Origin of the sequence: Brevibacterium album DSM 18261, from assembly GCF_000426445.1 — a bacterium.
Taxonomy (GTDB): Bacteria; Actinomycetota; Actinomycetes; order Actinomycetales; family Brevibacteriaceae; genus Brevibacterium; species Brevibacterium album.
Map to the genome: position 1 here is coordinate 130,750 of NZ_AUFJ01000010.1, position 19,416 is coordinate 150,165.

The window sequence follows — 19,416 nt, forward strand, 5'->3', positions numbered from 1 at the left end:
ACGACGCGCTGAGACAGAACGGCACGCCGCCGCAGCAGCAGCCGTGAGACAATCGAAGAGCCGGCGATCGAAAGGGAGCACCTCGCGTGAAGGCCTCACTCAGCACAGATACGGCTCTGCTGCTCGAACACGAGCACGATCTCGAGCAGCTGGTCCGAGGCGGCCTCATCCACACCCATTTCAGTCCTGTCGCCGATCTCGACTCCGGCGCCGTCATCGGCCATCGCGTGTATCACGGGATCGCCGATGCCCCCGCGGACGCAGCGCAGTTCGCCGGGTTCCGCCAGTCCGTGCGCCGGTCCGAGCACGTCGCGGACATCGACGCCTCGCTGCGCTCGCTCGCACTCCGTGAGGCCGAGAGCCTCAGGCTTCCCCGCGCCAACAGACTGTTCCTCACCGCCGAGCCGCAGTCGCTGGGCACGGTCGAGGACCGCACGGGTGAGCCCGACCGCTCCGCGATCCTCCAGCTCCACCCGGACAGCATCACGCAGGCGCCTGCGATGACGCTGCGCTCCGTGCGGCAGGCCCGCGCCCTGGGCTGGGGCATCGGCATGGCCTCGATCGGCGCGGACCTCCGCACCACCGCATTCCTCCCGCTCGTGAATCCCTCCGTCGTCATGCTCCACGCCACTGTGCTGGGCATCGAGGACACGAGCCACCTCGCGGATCTCACGCGCCTGCTGCAGGCTCATATGGAGCGGACGGGGGCGATCCTCGTCGCCGACGGGGTGCACACGGAGGAGGACGTCCTCAAGGCCCAGGCCCTCGGGGCGCACTTCGGCACGGGGCCGTGGTTCGGTCCGGCCTCGCGCTCCCCGGAGCCGGCGGACCCCGGCGACCGGGACGTGCTGGCCGACCACCACACCCGCAATCTCATCGCTCAGGGCACCCCCTTCACGATCGCGCAGAACCTCGAGCGCGACCCCCTCGTCATGGACGGCGAGATGCTCACGGCCCAGCTGCGCTCCCTCGCAGAGCGCAGCCTCGCAGCGGGCGAGTCCGCCGTCGTCATCAGCGTGTTCGGGGACGTGGAGCGGCTCGACCCGGACACGGTCGGCCGCTTCGAGCGCATCGCGGACGCCGTCGGCTACACCGTCATGCTCTCAGCCGGCTTCGACACCCCGCCCGTCGCCGAGGCCCGCGGCGGGCAGATCGACACCTCGGACCCGCTGCGGGCGGAGTTCTGCATCATCGTCATCGGCCCGGACTGGTCCGGGCTCACGGTCGCCAAGCGCCGCTTCAGCCCCGGGCCCGACGGCCGCACCGAGTACGACGTCCACGTCACGACGGAGCGCTACGCGTGCGTCGACGCCGCCCGCTCCGTGTTCTCCCGCATCCGGACGCTGCGCTGAGCGCGCCTCAGCCCGTCTGGCAGCCGGCGCACCAGAAGAGCTTCCGGTTCTGCATGAGCGCCATGCTCACGGGCGTCCCGCACTCCCGGCAGGGCAGCCCCTCCCGACCGTAGACGAAGTGGCGTTCGTCCGGTCCGGCGAGGGCGCGTTCGCGCGCCGCCCCGCGCAGGCCGGTCCGGGTGAGGATGACGCCGGTCTCGATCCCCAGCCGAAGGAGGCGGCACCAGTCGTCCCACAGCGCGCTCAGGGTCCCCTCTCCCAGTTGCGCGCCGGGCGTGCAGGGGTCCACCCCCGCGCGGAAGAGCATCTCCGCCCGGTAGATGTTGCCGATGCCCGCGACGACGGACTGGTCCATGAGCAGCGCGCCGATCGCGGTCCTCCTGCGCCCGGCGCGCTCCAGGAACCGCCTCCTGCCGGCTGCGGTCCCGTCGACCAGGGGGTCGGGGCCGAGCTTCTGCAGCTGTGCGGCCGTCTCCTCGGGTGTGAGGACCTCGCAGGCGGTGGGGCCGCGGAGATCCGCGCACAGCGTCGCGGTGCTCAGCCGCACCCGCACCGCTCCGACGGGCGCCGGGGGCCACGTCCCGACGGAGGCGCCCGCCTGTCCGCCGCCGTCGAGCGCCGCTTCCGATTCGCCCGCCCGGATCCGCCGGGGCGCGCCCAGCGAGGAGTTCGCCGGACCCGCCGCATCCTGCTCCCAGAAGTCCCAGGCCCCGTAGAGGCCCAGGTGGACCCGGAGCGTGAGGTCTCCGGCGAACTCCGCGAACAACTGCTTGCCCACCGCCCGGCAGTCGAGCAGGGTGCGCCCGTCGAGCAGTGCGGCCCCGGAGGCGAAGCGCCCCTGCGGCGAGGAGACGGAGATCGGCTGCTCTCCCAGGCCTGCGCCCAGACGTGCGGCGATCCGATGGACGGAGTGTCCTTCCGGCATGTGCGCGCTCCTCTGCCGCTCAGATGCGAGGGCGGATCCGGTGATGGCCGGTGAGCTCCTCGAACGCCTTCGCGGCGAGCAGCAGCTCCACGTCCTTCCCGGGCGCCGCGACGATCTGGATGCCCACCGGCAGGCCCAGCGGCGCACCCGGCAGGGGATCCGTGAAGCCTGCGGGCACCGTGATGGCGGGGCAGCCGGTCGCCGAGACGAGCGTGGCCGCCCGCATCCACTCGAGGTAGTTCTCCATGGGCCGGCCCTCGATCTCCTGCGGGTACTCGAGCTCCGCGTCGAAGGGCAGCACCTGGCAAGTGGTCGTCACGAGGAGATCATGCGTGCCGAAGAACTCCTCCGTCGCGCCCAGCAGCCGCCCGCGGCCGGCCTCGGCGGCGACGAGCTCGTCCACGGTGAGCGCGAATCCCATCTCCGTGTTCCAGACGACGGACTCCTTCACCCGGTCGCGGTGCCTGCGCACGACCTCTCCATTGCTGCAGACGAAGTCGTAGGCGCGGTTGACGCGGAAGACCTCGTCCGCGTCGTCGAGGTCGGGCACGGTCTCGTCCACGTGGGCACCGGCGCTCTCGAACACGCCGCGGGCTGACTCGACGACGGCGCGGACGGCCGATTCCACGGCGATGCGCCCGTCAAGATCCGCGGAGAAGCCGATCCGCAGACCGCGCAGGCCCTCGCCCTGGCCGTCGCGGGTGAACTCCGGGCGGTCGAAGACCTCGCCGCCCTCACGGATCGAGCAGGGCGCTCCGGCGGCTGGTCCCGCAGCCGCCTGCATCAGCAGGGCGACATCGGAGACCTCGCGGGCCATGAAGCCCATCTGGCCCAGCCAGGCCCAGGGGCGGCCGGGCAGGTGGTGCGGAATCCTGCCGTTGGAGGGACGCAGGCCCACGGTGTTCGTGAAGGAGCCCGGGGTCCGCAGCGAGCCGCCCATGTCCGAGCCGTCGCCGGAGGCCTGGATGCCGGCGGCGATCGCCGAGGACACGCCCCCGGAGGAGCCCCCGGAGGACCGCGAGGTGTCGTAGGGGTTCACCGTCGTGCCGAACACCGGGTTGAAGGTGTGCGAGCCGGCGGCGAACTCGGGCACATTCGACTTCCCCGTCGTGACGACTCCGGCCCGCCCCAGGCGGGCCACGATGAGGGCGTCCTCGTCCGGGACCCGGTCGGCGAACACCGGAGAGCCCAGGGTCGTGCGCATGCCCCTGGTATCGTGGGTGTCCTTGTGCGTCATGGGCACGCCGTGCAGGAGTCCCAGCCGCTCACCGGCGGCATAGGCGGCGTCAGCGGCCTCTGCCCGAGCGCGGGCGGCCTCGGCGTCCACCGTGACGACGGCGTTGAGGGCGGGATTGACCTCGTCGATGCGGGCGAGGTGGGCCTCGAGCGCCTCCCGCGCGCTCGTCTGCCCCGTGCGGATGCAGGCGGCGAGCTCGCGGGTGCTCAGCCAGGTGAGGTCGGTCATGGATGTCCTCCGGGTTCGTGGGTGCGGACGGTGTCTGTGAGGGACCGGGTCTGTCGGGGCGGGGTCTGCCGCGTCGCTGCCTCAGGCGCCCGCGCGGTGCAGGAGCGCGGTGAGGCCGGTGCGCACCGCTGTGCCGAGGGTGGTGGGCACGTCGTCCGGGGCGAAGAACGGGGAATGGTTGCCGGCCGCCTCCCCCGCCGCATGCCTCTCGGCCGAGGAGCTGCCCGTGAACCAGTAGACGCCGGGCACGCCGAGGGAGTCCGCGAAGGCGCCGAAGTCCTCGCTGCCGGCCACGGGCGGGGAGGAGACGACGCGGTCCTCGCCCAGCTCGGCGCGGAACAGGGCTTCGAGGGCCGCGGTCTCCGCCGGGTCGTTCCAGCAGCGCGGGAACTCGTAGAGCTTCTCGACGGTGGGCTCGGGCGCGCCCGAGGCGGCGGCCTCGGCGCTGATGATCCGCCGCACGCATTCGTTCACCCGTGCGCGCACCTTCTCGTCCTGGGTGCGGATGTTGACCGTGAAGACGGCGGTGTCCGGGATGATGTTCTCCTTGAGCCCGCCCGCGAACCGGCCGATCGTGAGCACTGCCATATCGCTGCCCCGGATCTCCCGGGAGACGACGGTCTGGAGCCGGGCGATCGTGAAGGCGCCCTGCACGATGGGGTCGATCGCCTCCTCGGGGCGGGAGCTGTGGGCCTGCCTGCCGTGCAGGGTCACCTGGAGCGAGTCCGCCATCGACATCGCGGTGCCGCTGGCCACGGCGATGCGGCCGGCGGGGAACGGGCTCACGTGCTGGCCGTAGACGGCCTCGGGCGCGGGCACCCTGTCCCACAGGCCGTCATCGAGCATGGCTCGCGCTCCGGCGGCGATCTCCTCGCCGGGCTGGAAGAGCATGACGACCGTGCCGCGCCAGAGCGCGCGATGGGCGCTGAGCAGGCGGGCGATCTCGAGGCCGGCGGCGATGTGCATATCGTGCCCGCAGCCGTGCATGACGCGGGTGAGGGTGCCGTCCGGGAGCGTGCCGGTGGCCTCGGAGGCGTAGGGGAGGCCGGTGTCCTCCGTGATCGGCAGGCCGTCGGTGTCCGCGCGGTAGGCCAGCACGGGGCCGGGCCCGTTCTCGATGACGGCGACGACACCGGTCCCTCCGACGGTGAGGGGCTCGAGCCCCCAGCCGCGCAGCCGCTCCGCGATGCGGGCAGCCGTGCGGTGTTCCTGCATCGAGAGCTCCGGGTCCCGGTGGAACTCCCGGTACAGCTCCTCGAGGGCCTCCATGCCCTCTTCGAGGTCCGCGAGCAGCGCAGGGGCGATGGTCGACATGCATGTCCTCCTGAGATTCGGCTCCGCGGACGGGGCTCCCAGCCGCGGCGTCCGGCCGCTCCGCGGCGATGCGGTCAGCCAGGTCTATGCCCACAGTAGCCGGGCGCGCGGCTCAGGAGCGGGGCAGCACACGATGCGGACAGCAGTCCGGACACGCATCCGGACGTGCACCGGCGGGGCCGCAGGGGAAGATGCGGCCCCGCCGGGCAGATCAGAGAGTCCGCGGCCGGCCGCGCGGAGGCAGCGGCCGGCGCGGAGGGTCAGCCGACCTTGGTGAGCCAGCGGACGGGAGCGCCCTCGCCGGCGTGGCGGAACGGCTCGAGCTCGTCGTCCCAGGCCTGGCCGAGCACGCGCTCCATCTCATCGGTGAGACGCAGGGGGTCGCCCGCGGTGCGCGCCATGACGGAGCGGATGACGTCCTCGGGCACGACGATGTTGCCGTGCGCGTCCGTCACGGCATGATAGATCCCGAGGTCGGGGGTGTGGCTCCAGCGTCCGCCGTCCACACCCTCACTGGGCTCCTCGGTGACCTCGTAGCGGAGACCGTCCCATCCGCGAAGGGCCGAGGCGATCCGCGCGCCGGAGCCGGCCGGAGCCTTCCAGCAGATCTCCGCACGGAACATCCCCGGTGCGGCGGGCTGCTGGGTCCAGTCGAACTTCGCGTGTGCGCCGATCGCCCCGCCCGCTGCCCACTCGATGTGAGGGCACAGCGCACGAGGTGCTGAGTGGACGAAGAGTACGCCCTGAGCCATATCCATTTTGGTGCCTCCTCTACCCGGATACGTCTTCCCCTACGATCCGTGCCGAGGTGAGCACGAGCATTATTGTACTATAGGCCAGGCGCCGGATCAGCGGTGATATCGCATCGGCGTCAGGCCCCCTTAGCTCAGCTGGTCAGAGCAGAGGACTCATAATCCTTTGGTCGTCGGTTCAAGTCCGACAGGGGGCACCGCGCACACAGCTCCGCCCTCCCAGTGCTCACTGGGAGGGCGGAGCTGTGTGCGAGAGGCGCCGACCGGATGGTCAGCGGATCGACTTCGCCTCGGACTGGTGTTCCGCCTGGCCCGCGTGCGCACGCCCGTCGCCGCCGTTCCGGTGGATTCCCCGCGTCGCTGCGGTGTTCCTGGCGCGCTCCTCGTCCTCTCGTGCGATCACCTCGGGGGTGCGGCTGGGATCGCGATCGGGCGAGCCCATGTTGTAGAGCGCCGCCAGGCCGAAGGTGAGGCCGAGCCCGAAGGTCACGACGAGGAAGATGATCAGAACGGGATGCACGGTGGCGAGGTAGAAGAGGTGGTCCATGACTGCCTTCCGATGACGGTAGGGGGCGGGTGCGGTGCAGTCGGCCCGGCGCGCACATCTCTGCTCATGCGAAGGCCGTCTGCGCTCTCCTCCGATGATACGTGTCGCACACAGGCTTCGCGAAAGGGGCTGGGAGGAGCAACGCACAGCGCATATGGACGCGTGAATCACATTAGGCGTCACGAGGCCTGCGCGCCGAATGCTCTCCTCCATCGTTCCGGGCACACCTCGGCCACCATCGCAACGGCGACCTGCGTGAGCGTGATCGCTCAGTCGGCACCGTATCCGCAGCCGTTGCAGACATAAGCGAGATGCTTTGCCGAACGTGAAGTACGATCCTCCCATGAAACATCTCGCCGTGCTCGCATCCGTCGCCATCGCCCTCAGCGGATGCAGCGGCGCACAGCATGCCGCGGCCGATGGTTATGAGTCTCAGCCGGCGACGGTCATCCCCGGAACTCCCGGAGAGGTCGTCGGGGCCCACTCGCCGATAGCCGTGACTGCTGTGCGGGCTCCCGACCCCGCGCCCTCTTCCGAGCACGCCGGGAGCACTCAGACCGGGTGGGACTGCGAGCGCAACTGGGTCGGAGCCTATTGTCGAACCGCCGAGGAATCGGAGGATCAGGCGCGCCATCAGCAGGATTGGGCCGACGAACAGGCCGAATGGAATCGTCAAGGCGAAGAAGAGGCGGAGGCCGAAGCCAATGCGCCGCACACATGCGATGGTGCCGGTGCGTACGGCGACTACAGCCCGGAGGGATACGTGGACTGCTAAAGGCTGCAGCCGGAGCTTCCCGTACCGGCGATGCTTCAGCCCGCCAGAACCGCGAAGCCCCTCCGAACGGCACCATCCACTGTGCTATCGGAGCCATGGGCAGTGCGAGCTCGAGAATGCGCTTCTTTCGCCTCGCGACTGCGGAAGCGCGCCGGGAAGCCAGACGAGCTCAGCCCGCACCCTCCGTCTGAGCCCCGGCCTCCACCGCATCCACCGCTCCCCCGAACCTCCTGTCCCGCGAGGCGTACTCGAGCAGCGCGGCCCACAGCGTCCGGCGGTCCACGTCCGGCCACAGCACGTCCTGGAAGACGAGCTCCGCGTAGGCGGACTGCCACAGCAGGAAGTTCGAGGTCCGCTGCTCGCCGGAGGAGCGCAGGAACAGATCCACGTCCGGCACCTCGGGGGCGTACAGCCTGCGCGCGATCGACTTCTCCGTCACGTGCTCCGGCGAGATCCTGCCGGCCGCGGCCTCGGCGGCGAGCTCGCGCATCGCATCGACCAGCTCCGTGCGGCCGCCGTAGTTCACACAGAACTGCAGCACGAGGCCTGTGTTGTGCTTCGTGAGCTCCGCAGCGTCCTCGAGCTCGCGGATGACGGACTTCCACAGCCGCCCCGGCCGCCCCGCCCACACGATCCGCACGCCCAGCGCGTGCAGCTCGTCGCGGCGACGGCGGATGACGTCCCGGTTGAAGCCCATGAGGAACCGCACCTCGGCCGGGGACCGCTTCCAGTTCTCCGTCGAGAACGCATAGGCGCTCAGGTATTCGACGCCCGCCTCGATCGCTCCGTGGATGACGTCGAGGAGCGAGGCCTCCCCCGCCTTGTGGCCCTCGGTGCGCGGCAGTCCCCGCTCGTTCGCCCAGCGCCCGTTGCCGTCCATCACCACCGCCACGTGTCGCGGCAGGAAGCGCCTCTCGATCTGCGGCGCGCGCGCTCCGCTCGGGTGCGGCGGCGGTGCGGGATAGCTCATATGCGCTCCAGGACGGTGAGGGAGCGCACGCGGCGCTCCAGGTGCCAGTGGACATGGGCCGCGACGAGGCGCGAGGCCTCGGCGGAATGGTGCGGGGGCGAGGCCGCGACGCGGCTCCAGTCGCCGCTCATGAGCGCGGCGAGGTGCTCGATGACGGCGATCGAGTGCAGGGCCGTGCCGTGTGCGCGGCAGTCGGTGCACACGGTTCCCCCCATGGCAGGGGAGAAGCCGCGGTGGGGTCCGGGCATTCCGCACTGCGCGCAGTCCGTGAGACTGGGCGCCCAGCCCGCGAGCGCCATCGCCCGCAGCAGATAGGCGTCCAGGCTCATCCGAGGCGGATGCTCCCCCCTGCACAGCGAGCGCAGCGCGGAGAGCAGGAGGAGGAACTGGCCGCGAGTGCGCGGCTCGTCCTCCGTGAGCTTCTGCGCGGTCTCGGCCATCACGGCGGCGGCGGAGTACGCATCGAAGTCCTCGGCGATGCCGCGGGCGAACGGCTCCTTGAGCTCCACCTGGGTGATGACGTCGAGCGAACGGCCCACATGGGCCTGCACATCGACGAACATGAACGGCTCCAGCCGGGAGCCGAACCGGGACTTCGTGCGCCTGATGCCCTTCGCCACGGCCCGCACCAGCCCGTGGTCGCGGGTGAGGAGTATGACGATGCGGTCGGCCTCGCCGAGCCTGTGCCCGCCGAGGACGACCGCTTCGTCCCGATAGTGCTTCACTCCATGATCATCCCACCATCGCGCGCCCTTTTCAGCGTACGGCGCGGTTCACCGCGGAGATGATCGCCTTGAGCGTCGCCCGCGTGATGTTGGGATGCAGACCGGCCCCCCACAGCACGCGATCGCCCACTGCCAGCTCCACATAGGCCGCAGCGGTCGTGTCCGCACCCGTGCCCACCGCGTGCTCCGTGTAGTCCTGGAGCCGGATGTCCAGATCGAAGCGGTCGTTGAGGATGTTCACGAGTGCTGCGACAGGGCCGTTGCCGCTGCCCTCGTACGTCCGCTCCTGGCCGTCGACGCGCAGGTCCACCTGGATCCGCTCACCGTGACGGCCGGCCTCGTCGTCGTCCTCGGCGTGCGCGGACTCCGTGCGCAGCCCGAGGATCTCGAAGCGGCCCCATTTGCTCGCCGCGTCGTCGGAGGGCAGGTACTCGTCGGAGAAGATGCGCCAGATCTCCTTCGCGGTGACCTCGCCGCCGTTCTCCGTGTGCGACTGCACCACCTTGGAGAACTCCACCTGCATGCGGCGGGGCGCGTCGAGCCCGTGCTCGCTCTTGAGCAGGTATGTGACGCCGCCCTTGCCGGACTGCGAGTTCACGCGGATGACGGCCTCGTAGCTCCGCCCCAGGTCCTTGGGGTCCACCGGAAGGTAGGGCATGTCCCATTCCTGCAGGTCAACCGGCACACCGGCCTCGAAGGCATCCTTCTCCCGCTTGGCGAAGGCCTTGTTGATCGCGTCCTGGTGAGAGCCGGAGAACGAGGTGAAGACCAGGTCTCCGCCGTAGGGGTGCCTCTCGTGCACGCCGATCTGGTTGCAGTGCTCGACGGTGTGGATGACCTCGTCGATGTCGGAGAAGTCGAGCTCCGGGTCCACTCCCTGCGAGTACAGGTTGAGCGCCACCGTCACGAGGTCCAGATTGCCCGTGCGCTCGCCGTTGCCGAACAGGCAGCCCTCGACGCGGTCGGCGCCGGCCATGAGGCCGAGCTCCGCGGCCGCGACGCCGGTGCCGCGGTCGTTGTGCGGGTGCAGCGAGACGGCGACGTCCTCGCGGTAGGGCATGTTCCGGATGAACCACTCGATCTGGTCCGCATAGGTGTTGGGGGTGCCCCGCTCCACCGTCGCAGGCAGGTTGACGACCGTCTCGCGACCGGCCGCCGGCTGCCACAGGTCGAGCACCGAGGAGACGACGTCGATCGCGAAGTCCGGCTCCGTGTCCACGAAGATCTCCGGCGAGTACTGGTACCCGAAGTCCGCATCGCCGAGCATCGACTCCGCGTGCTTCATGACCGCCTGCGTGCCGCGCAGCGCGATGTCGCGGATCTCGTCGCGGCCGTCCCCGTCGAGGCCGAACACCACCTTGCGGAACACGGGCGCCGTCGCGTTGTACAGGTGCACCGTGGGCATCGCCGCGCCCTGCAGACTCTCCACGGTCCGCTCGATGAGGTCCTCGCGGGCCTGGGTGAGGACGCTGATGCGGACATCGTCCGGGATCGCGTCCTCCTCGATGATCTGGCGGACGAAGTCGAAGTCGGGCTGGCTGGCGGCCGGGAAGCCCACCTCGATCTCCTTGAAGCCCAGCTTCACGAGCAGGTCGAACATCCTGCGCTTGCGCTCGACCGTCATGGGGTCGATGAGCGCCTGGTTGCCGTCGCGCAGATCCGTGGACAGCCAGCGGGGCGCCTTCGTGATCCGCTGGTCCGGCCACGTGCGGTCGCGCATGTCCAGCTGGATGCGGTCGAAGAACGACTTGTACTTGGAAAACGGCATGCGACTGGGCTTCTGCAGATGAGCCATTGCTCTACTCCTGTGTTCGAAGACTGGCGTTCGTCTCGACGACGAGGCGGCCCGCCCCGATGGGGACCTGCGGTGTCGTCGTGAACCGCGTGCGACCGGCACGGCGAACTCCGCGGCGAGGATGCGGCCCTGTGATCAGGCCTCGCCGCGGCAGCTAAGGAGGAGCAGTCCGTAGGACATGCCCGTCACTATAGTGCCGCGGCTCACCTCGCACAGCTCACTGTCCGCATATCGGACCCGGGACGGGGGCGCGGCGAGGCGCGGTCAGGGCTGATCGAAGGTCGCGCCCGCACGGGCGAGGAGGAAGCCGGCGCCGGTCTCCTCCGATTCACAGCGCACCCCGCGCTCCGTGGACTCGCAGCGCATCCCGTGCGCGCTGACGCTCTCCCCGTACTCGAGCGTGTCCCCGCCGACGGGGAAGGACGCCTCGGTGCACGAGAACCCCGCACCCTCCCGGTTGGCGACGATGATGGAGCCCCACTCCTCCATCTCGCAGGAGTCCGGGGCCTGGGGCGGCTCGAAGTCCCCCGACCTGATGATGCAGCGGGCGCGCTCCTCGTCGATGGTGCATCCGATGTTGCCCGAGGGCGTGACGAAGGCCTCCGCGGCGCCGTCCGCAGGAGCCTCGGTCTCCCCCGTGACGAGCTCGTCACCGCCGCCGTCCTCGGTCTCCGCCGGCACGGGCGGTGCGGGCACCGACTCCGCCTGCCGGTCTCCCCCGGTCACGACGTCGTAGACGATCCAGCCGCCCACCCCGCACACGACGAGCGCGGCGACGACGATGGCGATCACGGCGAGAGCGGGCATCCCCCGCCGTCGAGGAGCAGCCTCGGCCTTCCCTGCACCGGCCTGCCCGGCACCGGCACCGGCAGCACCTCCCGCGAACAGGGCGCCTCCGGCAGACTGGGCGCCTCCCGCGGGCACGGCACCGGCGTACGGCACCTGGCTGCCGTGCTGCGCCTGGCCCGGATGCTGCGGTGAGTGCGCCGGGGCGACCGCCGGCGGAGACGGGAACGTCTCCCGGCCCGAACCGGGCGCAGGCTGCGGGGCCTGCGGATGGGGCCGGAAGACTCCGGGCGGTGCCTGCTCACGGGCATAGGCCTCATCGCCGGCGCCCGCGCGCCGGGTCGTCTGCGGCCCCGTCTCTCCTCCGCGCGGACCGTCGAGCTCGTCGAGATGGGACTCGGCGGCGATCTGGCGGAGCTCGTCCATCGACAGCATCCGCGTCGACTCTCCGGCGTCCTGTCCGCCGCCCACGTACAGCTGGGTCGTGAGCGATTCGTCCTGCTCGCCGGCCTGCGGCGGCGTCCGGCGAGGCGGCGGGTGCTGCGGAGGAGGTGGTACAGACATAGTGCCGACATCTTACGCGGAGCCTCCCCCACCCGCCCTCAGGAGAAGGTCAGCAGGCGGTGCGGCGGCTGTCCTCCGCCGCGGGGAGATGCGAGACTGGTGCCATGCGCGCATCCGGCATCCGTCTCGCATCCGCCTCCGCCGTCGTCGCCGGCGCGGCCGCGGGCATCCTCGCCTCCACCACGGCATTCGCGGTGGGGGCCTCGAGCTTCGCCGCGCCCGCGCAGCGCGCGCCGAACGGCTTCGCAGCTCCCTCCCAGCTCCAGCCGAAGGCGGCGGACGAGAACGCAGAGCCCGCCGCCGGAGCGCTCGGGCGCCCCACCGGGCTGGGCGAGGAGACCTTCGCCCAGGTGCCCGCGGACACAACGCAGCTCATCGTGGTCTCCGCCGAGGACCGGAGCGCCACGGAGTCCTCCCTCGTCCTCTGGGAGCGGGAGGAGGACGGCTGGACCGCCGGCCGGGGCTGGGAGGTCACGAACGGGGAGAACGGCTGGCGGGAGGATCGCCGCGAGGGTGACAGGACGACTCCCGAGGGCGTGTTCTCGCTCAGCGATGCCGGCGGCTACCTCGACGATCCCGGAACCGACCTGCCCTACTACCAGGATGCCGGGCTGCGCAGCGGTGCCGAAGCCGTCTACGGAGACGGCTACCAGCGCGTCTTCGACTACGTCATCGCGATCGACTACAACCGCAGGACCGGGGTCGCGCCCACGGAGAACACCCGGCCGGAGGGCTGGGACAAGGGCGGCAAGATCTGGCTGCACGTGGAGCACTCGAGCCCCACCCGCGGCTGCGTGTCCATGCCCGCAGAGGACCTCCGCTTCCTCCTCGAGGAGCTCGAGACGGACCGCAGCCCGCACATCGCGATGGGCAGTGCGGAGTACTTGGAGCAGTGACGGCGACGAGCACAGGAGCACTTCGATCATGAGCACACGACAGCAGGGCACCCCCCTCACCCTCGTCCTGCCCGAGCACCGCCCCTACCCGCCCGAGGCCGATGAGGCCGGCCTCATCGACCTCTACTCCGATCTCTCCCGCGCCCCGCGCCGGCCGAGCGGCACCGCACCGGCCGGGACCTGGGTGCGGGCGAACATGGTCGCCTCGCTCGACGGCCAGGTCGTGGGCGGGGACGGGCGGTCCGGCACCATCTCCTCCCCCGCGGACAAGCGGGTCTTCTCCGTGCTGCGCTCGCTCGCCGATGCCGTCGTCGTGGGCGGGCGCACGGCCCGCACGGAGCGCTACACGCGGCTGAGCGCCAAGCGCGCGCACCAGGCGCAGAGGCGCGCGCGGGGCCAGGCCCCCGCCCCCGTGCTCGTGCTCGTCTCGCGCTCCGGCGACGTCGACCTCGACCGGCTCGACGAGGCCGGCACCTCCGCCGTCCTCGTGCACGCGGCGGGTGCGCACATGCCCGAGGCCAGGGTGAGGGAGGTCCGTGCACGGCTGGGCGCGGACTCGCTCGTCCTCCACGAGGACGAGGTGTCCCCCCGCGAGATCCTGCGCGATCTCGCCGCCCGCGGACTGCACAGCATCGTCCACGAGGGCGGACCGGGCGTACTCGGTGCATGGACGGCCGCCGGGTGCCTCGATGAGCTGTGCCTCACCGTCTCACCCGTGCTCACGGGGCGCCCGCACCCGCAGGGGCAGCCGCACGGGAGCGATCAGCCGCGACCGGGCGCACCGGGGGCTGCGGGCCCTCCGCGCTCGATCCTCGGCGATGCCGAACTGCCGGGAGCGCAGGGCGCCGTCCCGCTGAGCGTCCTCACCGACGGCACGACGCTCATCCAGCGCTGGGGGCTGGCTCCCGCACCCTGAGCTTGGCCTCGAGGAAGTTGGCGACATCGTCCTCCCAGCGCTCGGGGTCGACGTTCCACTCCTTGGTGTGCGCGGCCGTGTCGTAGTGCGGCATCGTCACGAGGTCCGAGCGCACCCGCGCCAGCGCGTGCGAGGGGCCGGCGGGCACGAAGTCGTCGTCCTCGGAGTGGATGAGGAGCACCGGCAGATCCAGCTCGGCCGCCCGCGTCACCCAGTCCATCCGGTCGAGGTCCAGCGGCGTCTCGAGACCCGTGAAGGGGCGCGCCCAGGGCCGGGAGATCATGTCGAGGGTGAGCCGGGCGATGGGCGTGGGCAGATAGTTGATGCGCGCCTGGTTGTCGAGCACGTCGTACCAGTCCACGACAGGCCCGTCGAGCACCAGGCCCGCGATGAAGCCGCGATTGCGCCCGCGCGAGGCCGCCTGGAACGCGATCGCCCCGCCCATCGACCAGCCGAACACCACGACCCTGGCCGCGCCGTGGGCCAGCGCGTAGTCGATCGCGACGTCCACATCGAACCACTCGGTGTCGCCCAGCCCGTAGCGCGCGGCGGCGCTCGTCCTCACCTCGGGATCGTTGCGATAGGACATCGCGATCGCCGGCACGCCCAGGGCGTCGAGGGTGCGCGCGGCCCGCAGCGTCTCCGAGCGCGTGGCCCCGCGCCCGTGCACCATCACCGCCCAGGTGTCCGCGGGCTCCGCGGCCGAGGTGGGGAGCAGCCAGGCCGGCAGCTCCCCCACGTCCGAGTGCAGGGTGATGTCCTCGTACGGCACCCCGGTCTGCGAGGGGTGGGTGAACACCGAGCCCGTCCACTTCCCCCAGCGGGCACGGCGCAGATCGCCGGAGGTGACGGACTCCACGGCGCGGGCCACGGTGCGCGAGGCCGGATCGTACTCGAGGATCTCGCCGATCCTGGCGTGCCCCGCACCGCCCGCGAACATGAGGCCGTAGATGCCCGGCAGGATCGTGTCCTCGGTGGCGGGGAGCTGGACGACGAGGTCGTCGTCGAAACCGGAGACGTGCAGGATCTCGAGGTCCTCGGGCCGGTTCTCCGGCACCACGATCCTCCGTGCGAAGTAGACAGCGAGGCCGGAGGAGGCGATCGACACGAGCGCCGCCGCTCCCGCCCCCGCGGCCAGGGCGGTGCTCGCGATGCGGACCGCCCGGTCTGCGCGCTGCTCCGTGCGTCCTGGCTCCGTGCGTCTCGGGCTCATGGGACCATCCTATGCATCGGGAACACCCGGCCCGCACCCGTGGTTATCCTGGCATCGGAAACGCGCAGCACCCGCAGACGGAGGCACCCCATGGACGACGCACGCACTGCCGATCCCCGCACCCGGACGGAGGCGGACTGGCGGGAGATCCTCTCCCCGGAGGAGTACCACGTGCTGCGCGAGGCCGGCACCGAACGCCCCTTCTCCGGCGAGTACGAGACCGAGACCGCCGAGGGCGCGTACGCCTGCCGCGCGTGCGGTGCCGAACTCTTCCGCTCGGAGGCGAAGTTCGATGCACACTGCGGCTGGCCGTCGTTCTTCGCTCCGCTGGCCGAGGACCGCGTCCGCTACCTCAAGGACACGTCGATGGGCGTCGAGCGCATCGAGGTCCGCTGCGCGTCATGCGATTCGCACATGGGCCACGTGTTCGGCGGGGAGGGCTTCCCCACGCCGACGGACCTGCGCTACTGCATCAACTCCATCAGCCTGCGCCTCGTGGCCGACGCCGGGCAGCCCGAGCGCGCCGGGGACCAGGACGGGACCGCGGAGGCATGAGGGCCGCGCACGGCGAGTGGGTGCGCGCGAGCTTCGACGCGCTCACCGCCGGTGAGCTCTACGGCCTCCTCCAGCTGCGCAGCCGGGTCTTCGTGGTCGAGCAGGACTGCGCGTTCCTCGACCTCGACGGCGTGGACACCCTCGCAGGGACCGAGCATCTGTTCCTGCCCCAGCCCCCGCGGGCGGCCCGGGACTCCCACGGCGCGGCCGCCGGCGTCTCCCTGGAGCCGGCCGCCTATGCCCGCATCCTCCCGGAGGGGTTCGCGGACGGTCCCGCCGCCGCCCCGGGGGCACGCAGCGTCGGCCGGGTGGTCACGGATCCCGCGGCCCGGGGCGGCGGCCTCGGGCACCTCCTCATGGAGCAGGTCGTGGCCCTCCACGGGCACGCGGACCTCACGCTCAACGCGCAGGCGCACCTGGCCGGCTTCTACGGCCGCCACGGCTTCGCCCCCTCCGGCGAGGGCTTCGACGAGGACGGCATCCCGCACGTCCCCATGCTCCGCCCGGGCACCGCGGCGGCGCAGGCGGTGCCCGCCCGGCCCGCGCCTGCCCGGGCGGAGGAGCCGCTCAGCGCCAGGCGGTGATGATGTCCTGGAGCGGGCGGCGCGGGCCGGTGAAGAAGGGGATCTCCTCGCGCACGTGGAGACGGGCCTTCGTGTCGCGGAGATCGCGCATGAGGTCGACGATCCGGTCCAGGCGCGCGGCCTCGAAGGCGAGCACCCACTCGTAGTCGCCCAGGGCGAACGCTGCCAGGGTGTTGGCCTTGACGTCCTTGTAGCCGGCCGCGGCCATGCCGTGGTCGCGGAGCATCGCGGAGCGCTCCTCGGGCGGGAGCAGGTACCACTCGTAGGACCGGACGAAGGGGTACACGCAGACGTAGTCCCCGGCCTCGTCGTCCGTGAGCAGCGCGGGGAGGTGGGACTTGTTGAACTCGGAGGGCCGGTGCATCGCCATCGCCGACCACACCGGCTCCAGCGCCGCGCCCAGCTCCGTGCGGCGGACGGCGGCATAGGCCTCCTGGACCGCCTCGACGGTGGGCGCGTGCCACCAGAACATGATGTCCGCATCCGCCCGGAAGGCGGAGACGTCGTAGATGCCGCGGACCACGAGGCCCTTCTCCGCGGCCGGGGCCAGCGCCGCGTCGACCTCCGCGACGAGGGCCGCGCGGTCGGCCGAGCCGAGTTCGCCGGAGACGGCGAAGACCGAATAGGCGACGTAGCGGGTCTCCTGGTTGAGCCGCTCGACCTGTTCCTGGGTGGGCTGGGTGTAGTCGCTCATGCGTGCTCCTTCGTGTCGGATGCGGATGGGAGGTCTGCGAGGACGCGGGCGGCGGTCGCCCGCGCGCGGGCGATGCAGGCGGGAATGCCCACACCGTCGAGGTAGCTGCCCGTCAGCGACAGCCCGGGCACCGCGGCCGCCGAGGCGTCGAGCGCGGCGACGAGATCGGCGTGGCCCGGCGCGTACTGCGGCAGGGCGCGGTCCCAGCGCCGGACCTCCGCGTGCAGGAGGTCGCCCCTGTAGCCGGTCGCCTCCCGCCATTCTTCCACCGCCTGCGCGGCGAGCTCGGAATCCGGCCGCGACTGCCAGGAGGCGTCTCCGGCGCGTCCGAGGCTCATGCGGACCACGTGCCGGCCGGCGGGCAGGGCCGCGGCCAGCCAGGGCCATTTGTTCGAGGAGAAGGTCGAGGCCTTCACCAGCGTCCCGTGCGCGGGCGGGACGAGGAACCCCGAGCCTGTGAGGCCGCCGCCGGGTGCGGGCCCGTCCTCGAGCACCGCGGTGACGACGGCGGAGGAGGCGTGTTCGATGCCGGACAGCAGCGCGGCCGTCCCAGGCGCCTCCTCGGCCAGGAGGGCGCCGGCGGCCCACGCCGGGACGGCGAGCACGATGTGGTCGTACTCCTCGACCCCCTCGGCGGTGCGCACCGTCGCCGGGCCCTCGCCGCTCACCGTGACCGCCTCGACCGCCGCCGAGGTGCGCAGCTCGGCCCCGAGCTCCTCGAGCCGGGCCGCACAGGCGGTCACGAGACCCGCGATGCCGCCTGCGAGCGAGCAGAAGACCGGCTCCTCGCCGGTGCCTCCCGAGGCTCCGGGGATGCCCGCGCCCTGCGTCCGGGTCCGCGCCGCGAGCACCTCGCGCACCGCGGTGAGCACCGAGGTGCCCTGCCGGGCGGCGGGCAGCAGGGCGGGCACCGTCGCCGCGAGGGAGAGCGACCGGCAGCGGCCGGCGTAGACGCCGCCGATGAGCGGGTCGACGAGCGTGTCGACGACCTCGTCGCCGAGGCGCTCGGCGAGGAAGCCGCCGCACGAGACGTCGCCGGCGTGCGGCGGGGTGAGCGTCTCCGCGGCGACCCGGGCGGCGCCGGCCGCGCTGAGCACGCCCTCGAGTGCGGCGGGATCGCCGGGCACGCCCATGAGCGTGCCGCGCGGGATCGGGCGCAGCCCCTTCCGCGTGAGGATCTGCGAGCCGTGCTCCGTCGACGGATGCACGGGGCGCAGGCCGAGCTCCGCCATGAGCGCGCGCGTCTCCGGACGGCGGTGCAGGGAGGCCTCCGCGCCCTCGTCCGCGCCGCCGGGCAGGTGCCCGCCCAGCTCAGTGCGGGAGAGGCAGCCGCCGAGGCGCTCCCGGCCCTCGTAGACGGTGACCTCCGCACCGGCCTCGGCAAGGGCGAGAGCCGTCACGAGCCCGGAGATGCCGCCGCCGACGACGGCCGCACGGGCCTCGGGCATCAGCGCTCCCCCAGGATCTCCGCGGAGACCCGGTGGACCTCCTCGACGATCCGGCCGGGCACCGAGGGATCGGTGGTCGGGAGCACCCCATGACCCAGGTTGAAGACATGGCCGCCCGCGTGCCCCAGGCCCGCGCGGACGATCTGCTCCACGCGGGGGCGGAGGACCTCCCACGGCGCGAACAGCATCGCGGGGTCCAGATTGCCCTGCAGCGCCTGACCGGGCCGCACGCGGGAGGAGGCGGCGGCGAGGTCCACCCGGAAGTCCACGCCCATGACATCGGAGCCGGCCCCTGCCATGTGCGGCAGCAGCTCCCCGGTCTGGACGCCGAAGTGGAAGGAGGGCACGTCGAGATCGCCCAGCCGGGAGAACACGGCCGCGGAGTGCGGGAGGACCTGTGCCCGGTAGTCCTGGGGCGCGAGGTATCCGGCCCAGGAGTCGAACAGCTGGAACGCCTGCGCGCCGGCCTCGACCTGCACCCGGATGAACGTCGCGGAGATCTCGCCGAGCAGGGCGAGCAGGTCGGAGAACAGCTGCGGATCGCCGAGCATCATCGCCTTGGTCCGCTCGTGGTTCCTGCTCGGCCCGCCCTCGATGAGGTAGCTGGCCAGTGTGAAGGGCGCACCGGCGAACCCGATGAGAGCGGTGTCGGGGTGCTTGGCCTCGAGCTCCGCGCGGATCCGGCGGATCGATTCCGCGATGTCGGAGATGCTCGCGGGATCGAGCGGCTCGAGCCGCTCGAGGTCCGCGCGCGTGCGGACGGGTCGCGCGATCACGGGCCCCACTCCCGGCTGGATCTCCACGTCCACGCCGGCCGCCTGGAGGGGCACGACGATGTCGGAGAAGAAGATGGCCGCGTCCACCCCGTGACGGCGGACCGGCTGGAGCGTGATCTCCGTGACGAGATCCGGTGTGCGGCACGACTCCAGCATCGTCGTGCCCTCGCGGAGGCGCCGGTACTCCGGCAGCGACCTGCCCGCCTGGCGCATGAACCACACGGGGGTCCGGGAGACGGGCTGGGACAGGGCCGCGGAGACGAGGGTCGACTGCATGGCCCCCAGTCTGTCAGACGGCCACTGCGGCCACGGCACCGTCTCGGCATGGACGGAACCAGCCGTCTCACCCAGCGATCAGGCGTGC

General features: G+C 71.8%; 19 protein-coding genes and 1 tRNA gene. 7 read left to right on the top strand and 13 right to left on the bottom strand.

Annotation, left to right across the window (positions count from 1 at the left end):
- The first annotated feature begins 86 nt into the window (after positions 1-86).
- Complete coding sequence (locus K318_RS0104765) at positions 87-1,352, top strand: EAL domain-containing protein (protein WP_245579766.1); 1,266 nt, start codon at positions 87-89, stop codon at positions 1,350-1,352.
- A 7-nt stretch (positions 1,353-1,359) separates the two neighbouring features.
- Here the strand turns inward: K318_RS0104765 and K318_RS0104770 are convergent, their stop codons facing one another.
- From K318_RS0104770 to K318_RS19445, 4 genes are all read right to left on the bottom strand, one after another.
- Complete coding sequence (locus K318_RS0104770; RefSeq protein ID WP_029088642.1) at positions 1,360-2,277, bottom strand: Fpg/Nei family DNA glycosylase; 918 nt, start codon at positions 2,275-2,277, stop codon at positions 1,360-1,362.
- 19 nt (positions 2,278-2,296) lie between these two features.
- Positions 2,297-3,742 carry an amidase gene (locus K318_RS0104775; RefSeq protein WP_029088643.1) on the bottom strand — a complete coding sequence of 482 codons (1,446 nt, stop codon included), beginning with the start codon at positions 3,740-3,742 and terminating at the stop codon, positions 2,297-2,299.
- An 81-nt stretch (positions 3,743-3,823) separates the two neighbouring features.
- Complete coding sequence (locus tag K318_RS0104780; RefSeq protein ID WP_029088644.1) at positions 3,824-5,056, bottom strand: amidohydrolase; 1,233 nt, start codon at positions 5,054-5,056, stop codon at positions 3,824-3,826.
- Between the two features lie 260 nt (positions 5,057-5,316).
- Positions 5,317-5,808: a DUF3145 domain-containing protein gene (locus K318_RS19445; protein WP_035280845.1), complete on the bottom strand. Its 492-nt coding sequence runs from the start codon at positions 5,806-5,808 to the stop codon at positions 5,317-5,319.
- Between the two features lie 123 nt (positions 5,809-5,931).
- Between K318_RS19445 and K318_RS0104790 the strand changes: the two genes are divergently transcribed.
- A tRNA-Ile gene (locus K318_RS0104790) sits at positions 5,932-6,005 on the top strand.
- 74 nt (positions 6,006-6,079) lie between these two features.
- Here K318_RS0104790 and K318_RS0104795 read toward each other — a convergent pair.
- A complete protein-coding gene (locus tag K318_RS0104795) occupies positions 6,080-6,355 on the bottom strand; it encodes a hypothetical protein (protein WP_029088645.1) in 276 nt (91 codons plus the stop codon).
- 343 nt (positions 6,356-6,698) lie between these two features.
- On the opposite strand from K318_RS0104795, the gene K318_RS24580 reads away from it, so the two are divergent.
- Complete coding sequence (locus tag K318_RS24580) at positions 6,699-7,130, top strand: hypothetical protein (protein ID WP_156913808.1); 432 nt, start codon at positions 6,699-6,701, stop codon at positions 7,128-7,130.
- A 169-nt stretch (positions 7,131-7,299) separates the two neighbouring features.
- Here the strand turns inward: K318_RS24580 and K318_RS19450 are convergent, their stop codons facing one another.
- From K318_RS19450 to K318_RS23490, 4 genes are all read right to left on the bottom strand, one after another.
- Positions 7,300-8,100, bottom strand: coding sequence for an isoprenyl transferase (locus K318_RS19450; RefSeq protein WP_035280678.1), 801 nt, complete (start codon positions 8,098-8,100; stop codon positions 7,300-7,302).
- Positions 8,097-8,825: a DNA repair protein RecO gene (gene recO, locus K318_RS0104805; protein WP_029088646.1), complete on the bottom strand. Its 729-nt coding sequence runs from the start codon at positions 8,823-8,825 to the stop codon at positions 8,097-8,099. The genes K318_RS19450 and recO overlap by 4 nt, the downstream gene beginning before the upstream one ends.
- Before the next feature lie 31 nt (positions 8,826-8,856).
- Entirely contained in the window at positions 8,857-10,620 is a 1,764-nt protein-coding gene (gene leuA / locus K318_RS0104810; RefSeq protein WP_029088647.1) for a 2-isopropylmalate synthase, read from the bottom strand.
- Between the two features lie 264 nt (positions 10,621-10,884).
- Entirely contained in the window at positions 10,885-11,970 is a 1,086-nt protein-coding gene (locus K318_RS23490) for a hypothetical protein (protein ID WP_156913809.1), read from the bottom strand.
- Between the two features lie 104 nt (positions 11,971-12,074).
- Here K318_RS23490 and K318_RS0104820 point away from each other — a divergent pair, with 104 nt between their 5' ends.
- Together K318_RS0104820 and K318_RS19460 are read left to right on the top strand one after the other, a co-directional pair.
- Complete coding sequence (locus tag K318_RS0104820; protein ID WP_029088649.1) at positions 12,075-12,866, top strand: L,D-transpeptidase family protein; 792 nt, start codon at positions 12,075-12,077, stop codon at positions 12,864-12,866.
- A gap of 28 nt (positions 12,867-12,894) precedes the next feature.
- The gene (locus K318_RS19460; protein WP_051297565.1) at positions 12,895-13,782 is read left to right on the top strand and encodes a dihydrofolate reductase family protein; all 888 of its coding nucleotides are present in this window, start codon (positions 12,895-12,897) and stop codon (positions 13,780-13,782) included.
- Here the strand turns inward: K318_RS19460 and K318_RS19465 are convergent.
- A complete protein-coding gene (locus tag K318_RS19465; RefSeq protein ID WP_051297566.1) occupies positions 13,748-14,995 on the bottom strand; it encodes an alpha/beta hydrolase in 1,248 nt (415 codons plus the stop codon). The two genes, K318_RS19460 and K318_RS19465, sit on opposite strands and share 35 nt — an antisense overlap.
- Before the next feature lie 90 nt (positions 14,996-15,085).
- On the opposite strand from K318_RS19465, the gene msrB reads away from it, so the two are divergent.
- Entirely contained in the window at positions 15,086-15,550 is a 465-nt protein-coding gene (msrB, locus tag K318_RS19470) for a peptide-methionine (R)-S-oxide reductase MsrB (RefSeq protein WP_035280683.1), read from the top strand.
- Entirely contained in the window at positions 15,547-16,134 is a 588-nt protein-coding gene (locus K318_RS19475) for a GNAT family N-acetyltransferase (RefSeq protein WP_084499723.1), read from the top strand. Before msrB ends, K318_RS19475 begins: the two co-directional genes overlap by 4 nt.
- Here the strand turns inward: K318_RS19475 and hemQ are convergent.
- The 3 genes from hemQ to hemE are packed head-to-tail and all read right to left on the bottom strand — an operon-like array spanning position 16,118 to position 19,328.
- Positions 16,118-16,828: a hydrogen peroxide-dependent heme synthase gene (gene hemQ / locus K318_RS0104845; RefSeq protein ID WP_029088650.1), complete on the bottom strand. Its 711-nt coding sequence runs from the start codon at positions 16,826-16,828 to the stop codon at positions 16,118-16,120. The genes K318_RS19475 and hemQ overlap by 17 nt on opposite strands.
- Complete coding sequence (gene hemG, locus K318_RS0104850) at positions 16,825-18,276, bottom strand: protoporphyrinogen oxidase (protein WP_029088651.1); 1,452 nt, start codon at positions 18,274-18,276, stop codon at positions 16,825-16,827. Before hemG ends, hemQ begins: the two co-directional genes overlap by 4 nt.
- Complete coding sequence (gene hemE / locus K318_RS0104855) at positions 18,276-19,328, bottom strand: uroporphyrinogen decarboxylase (RefSeq protein ID WP_035280685.1); 1,053 nt, start codon at positions 19,326-19,328, stop codon at positions 18,276-18,278. The genes hemG and hemE overlap by 1 nt, the downstream gene beginning before the upstream one ends.
- Positions 19,329-19,416: the final 88 nt, after the last annotated feature.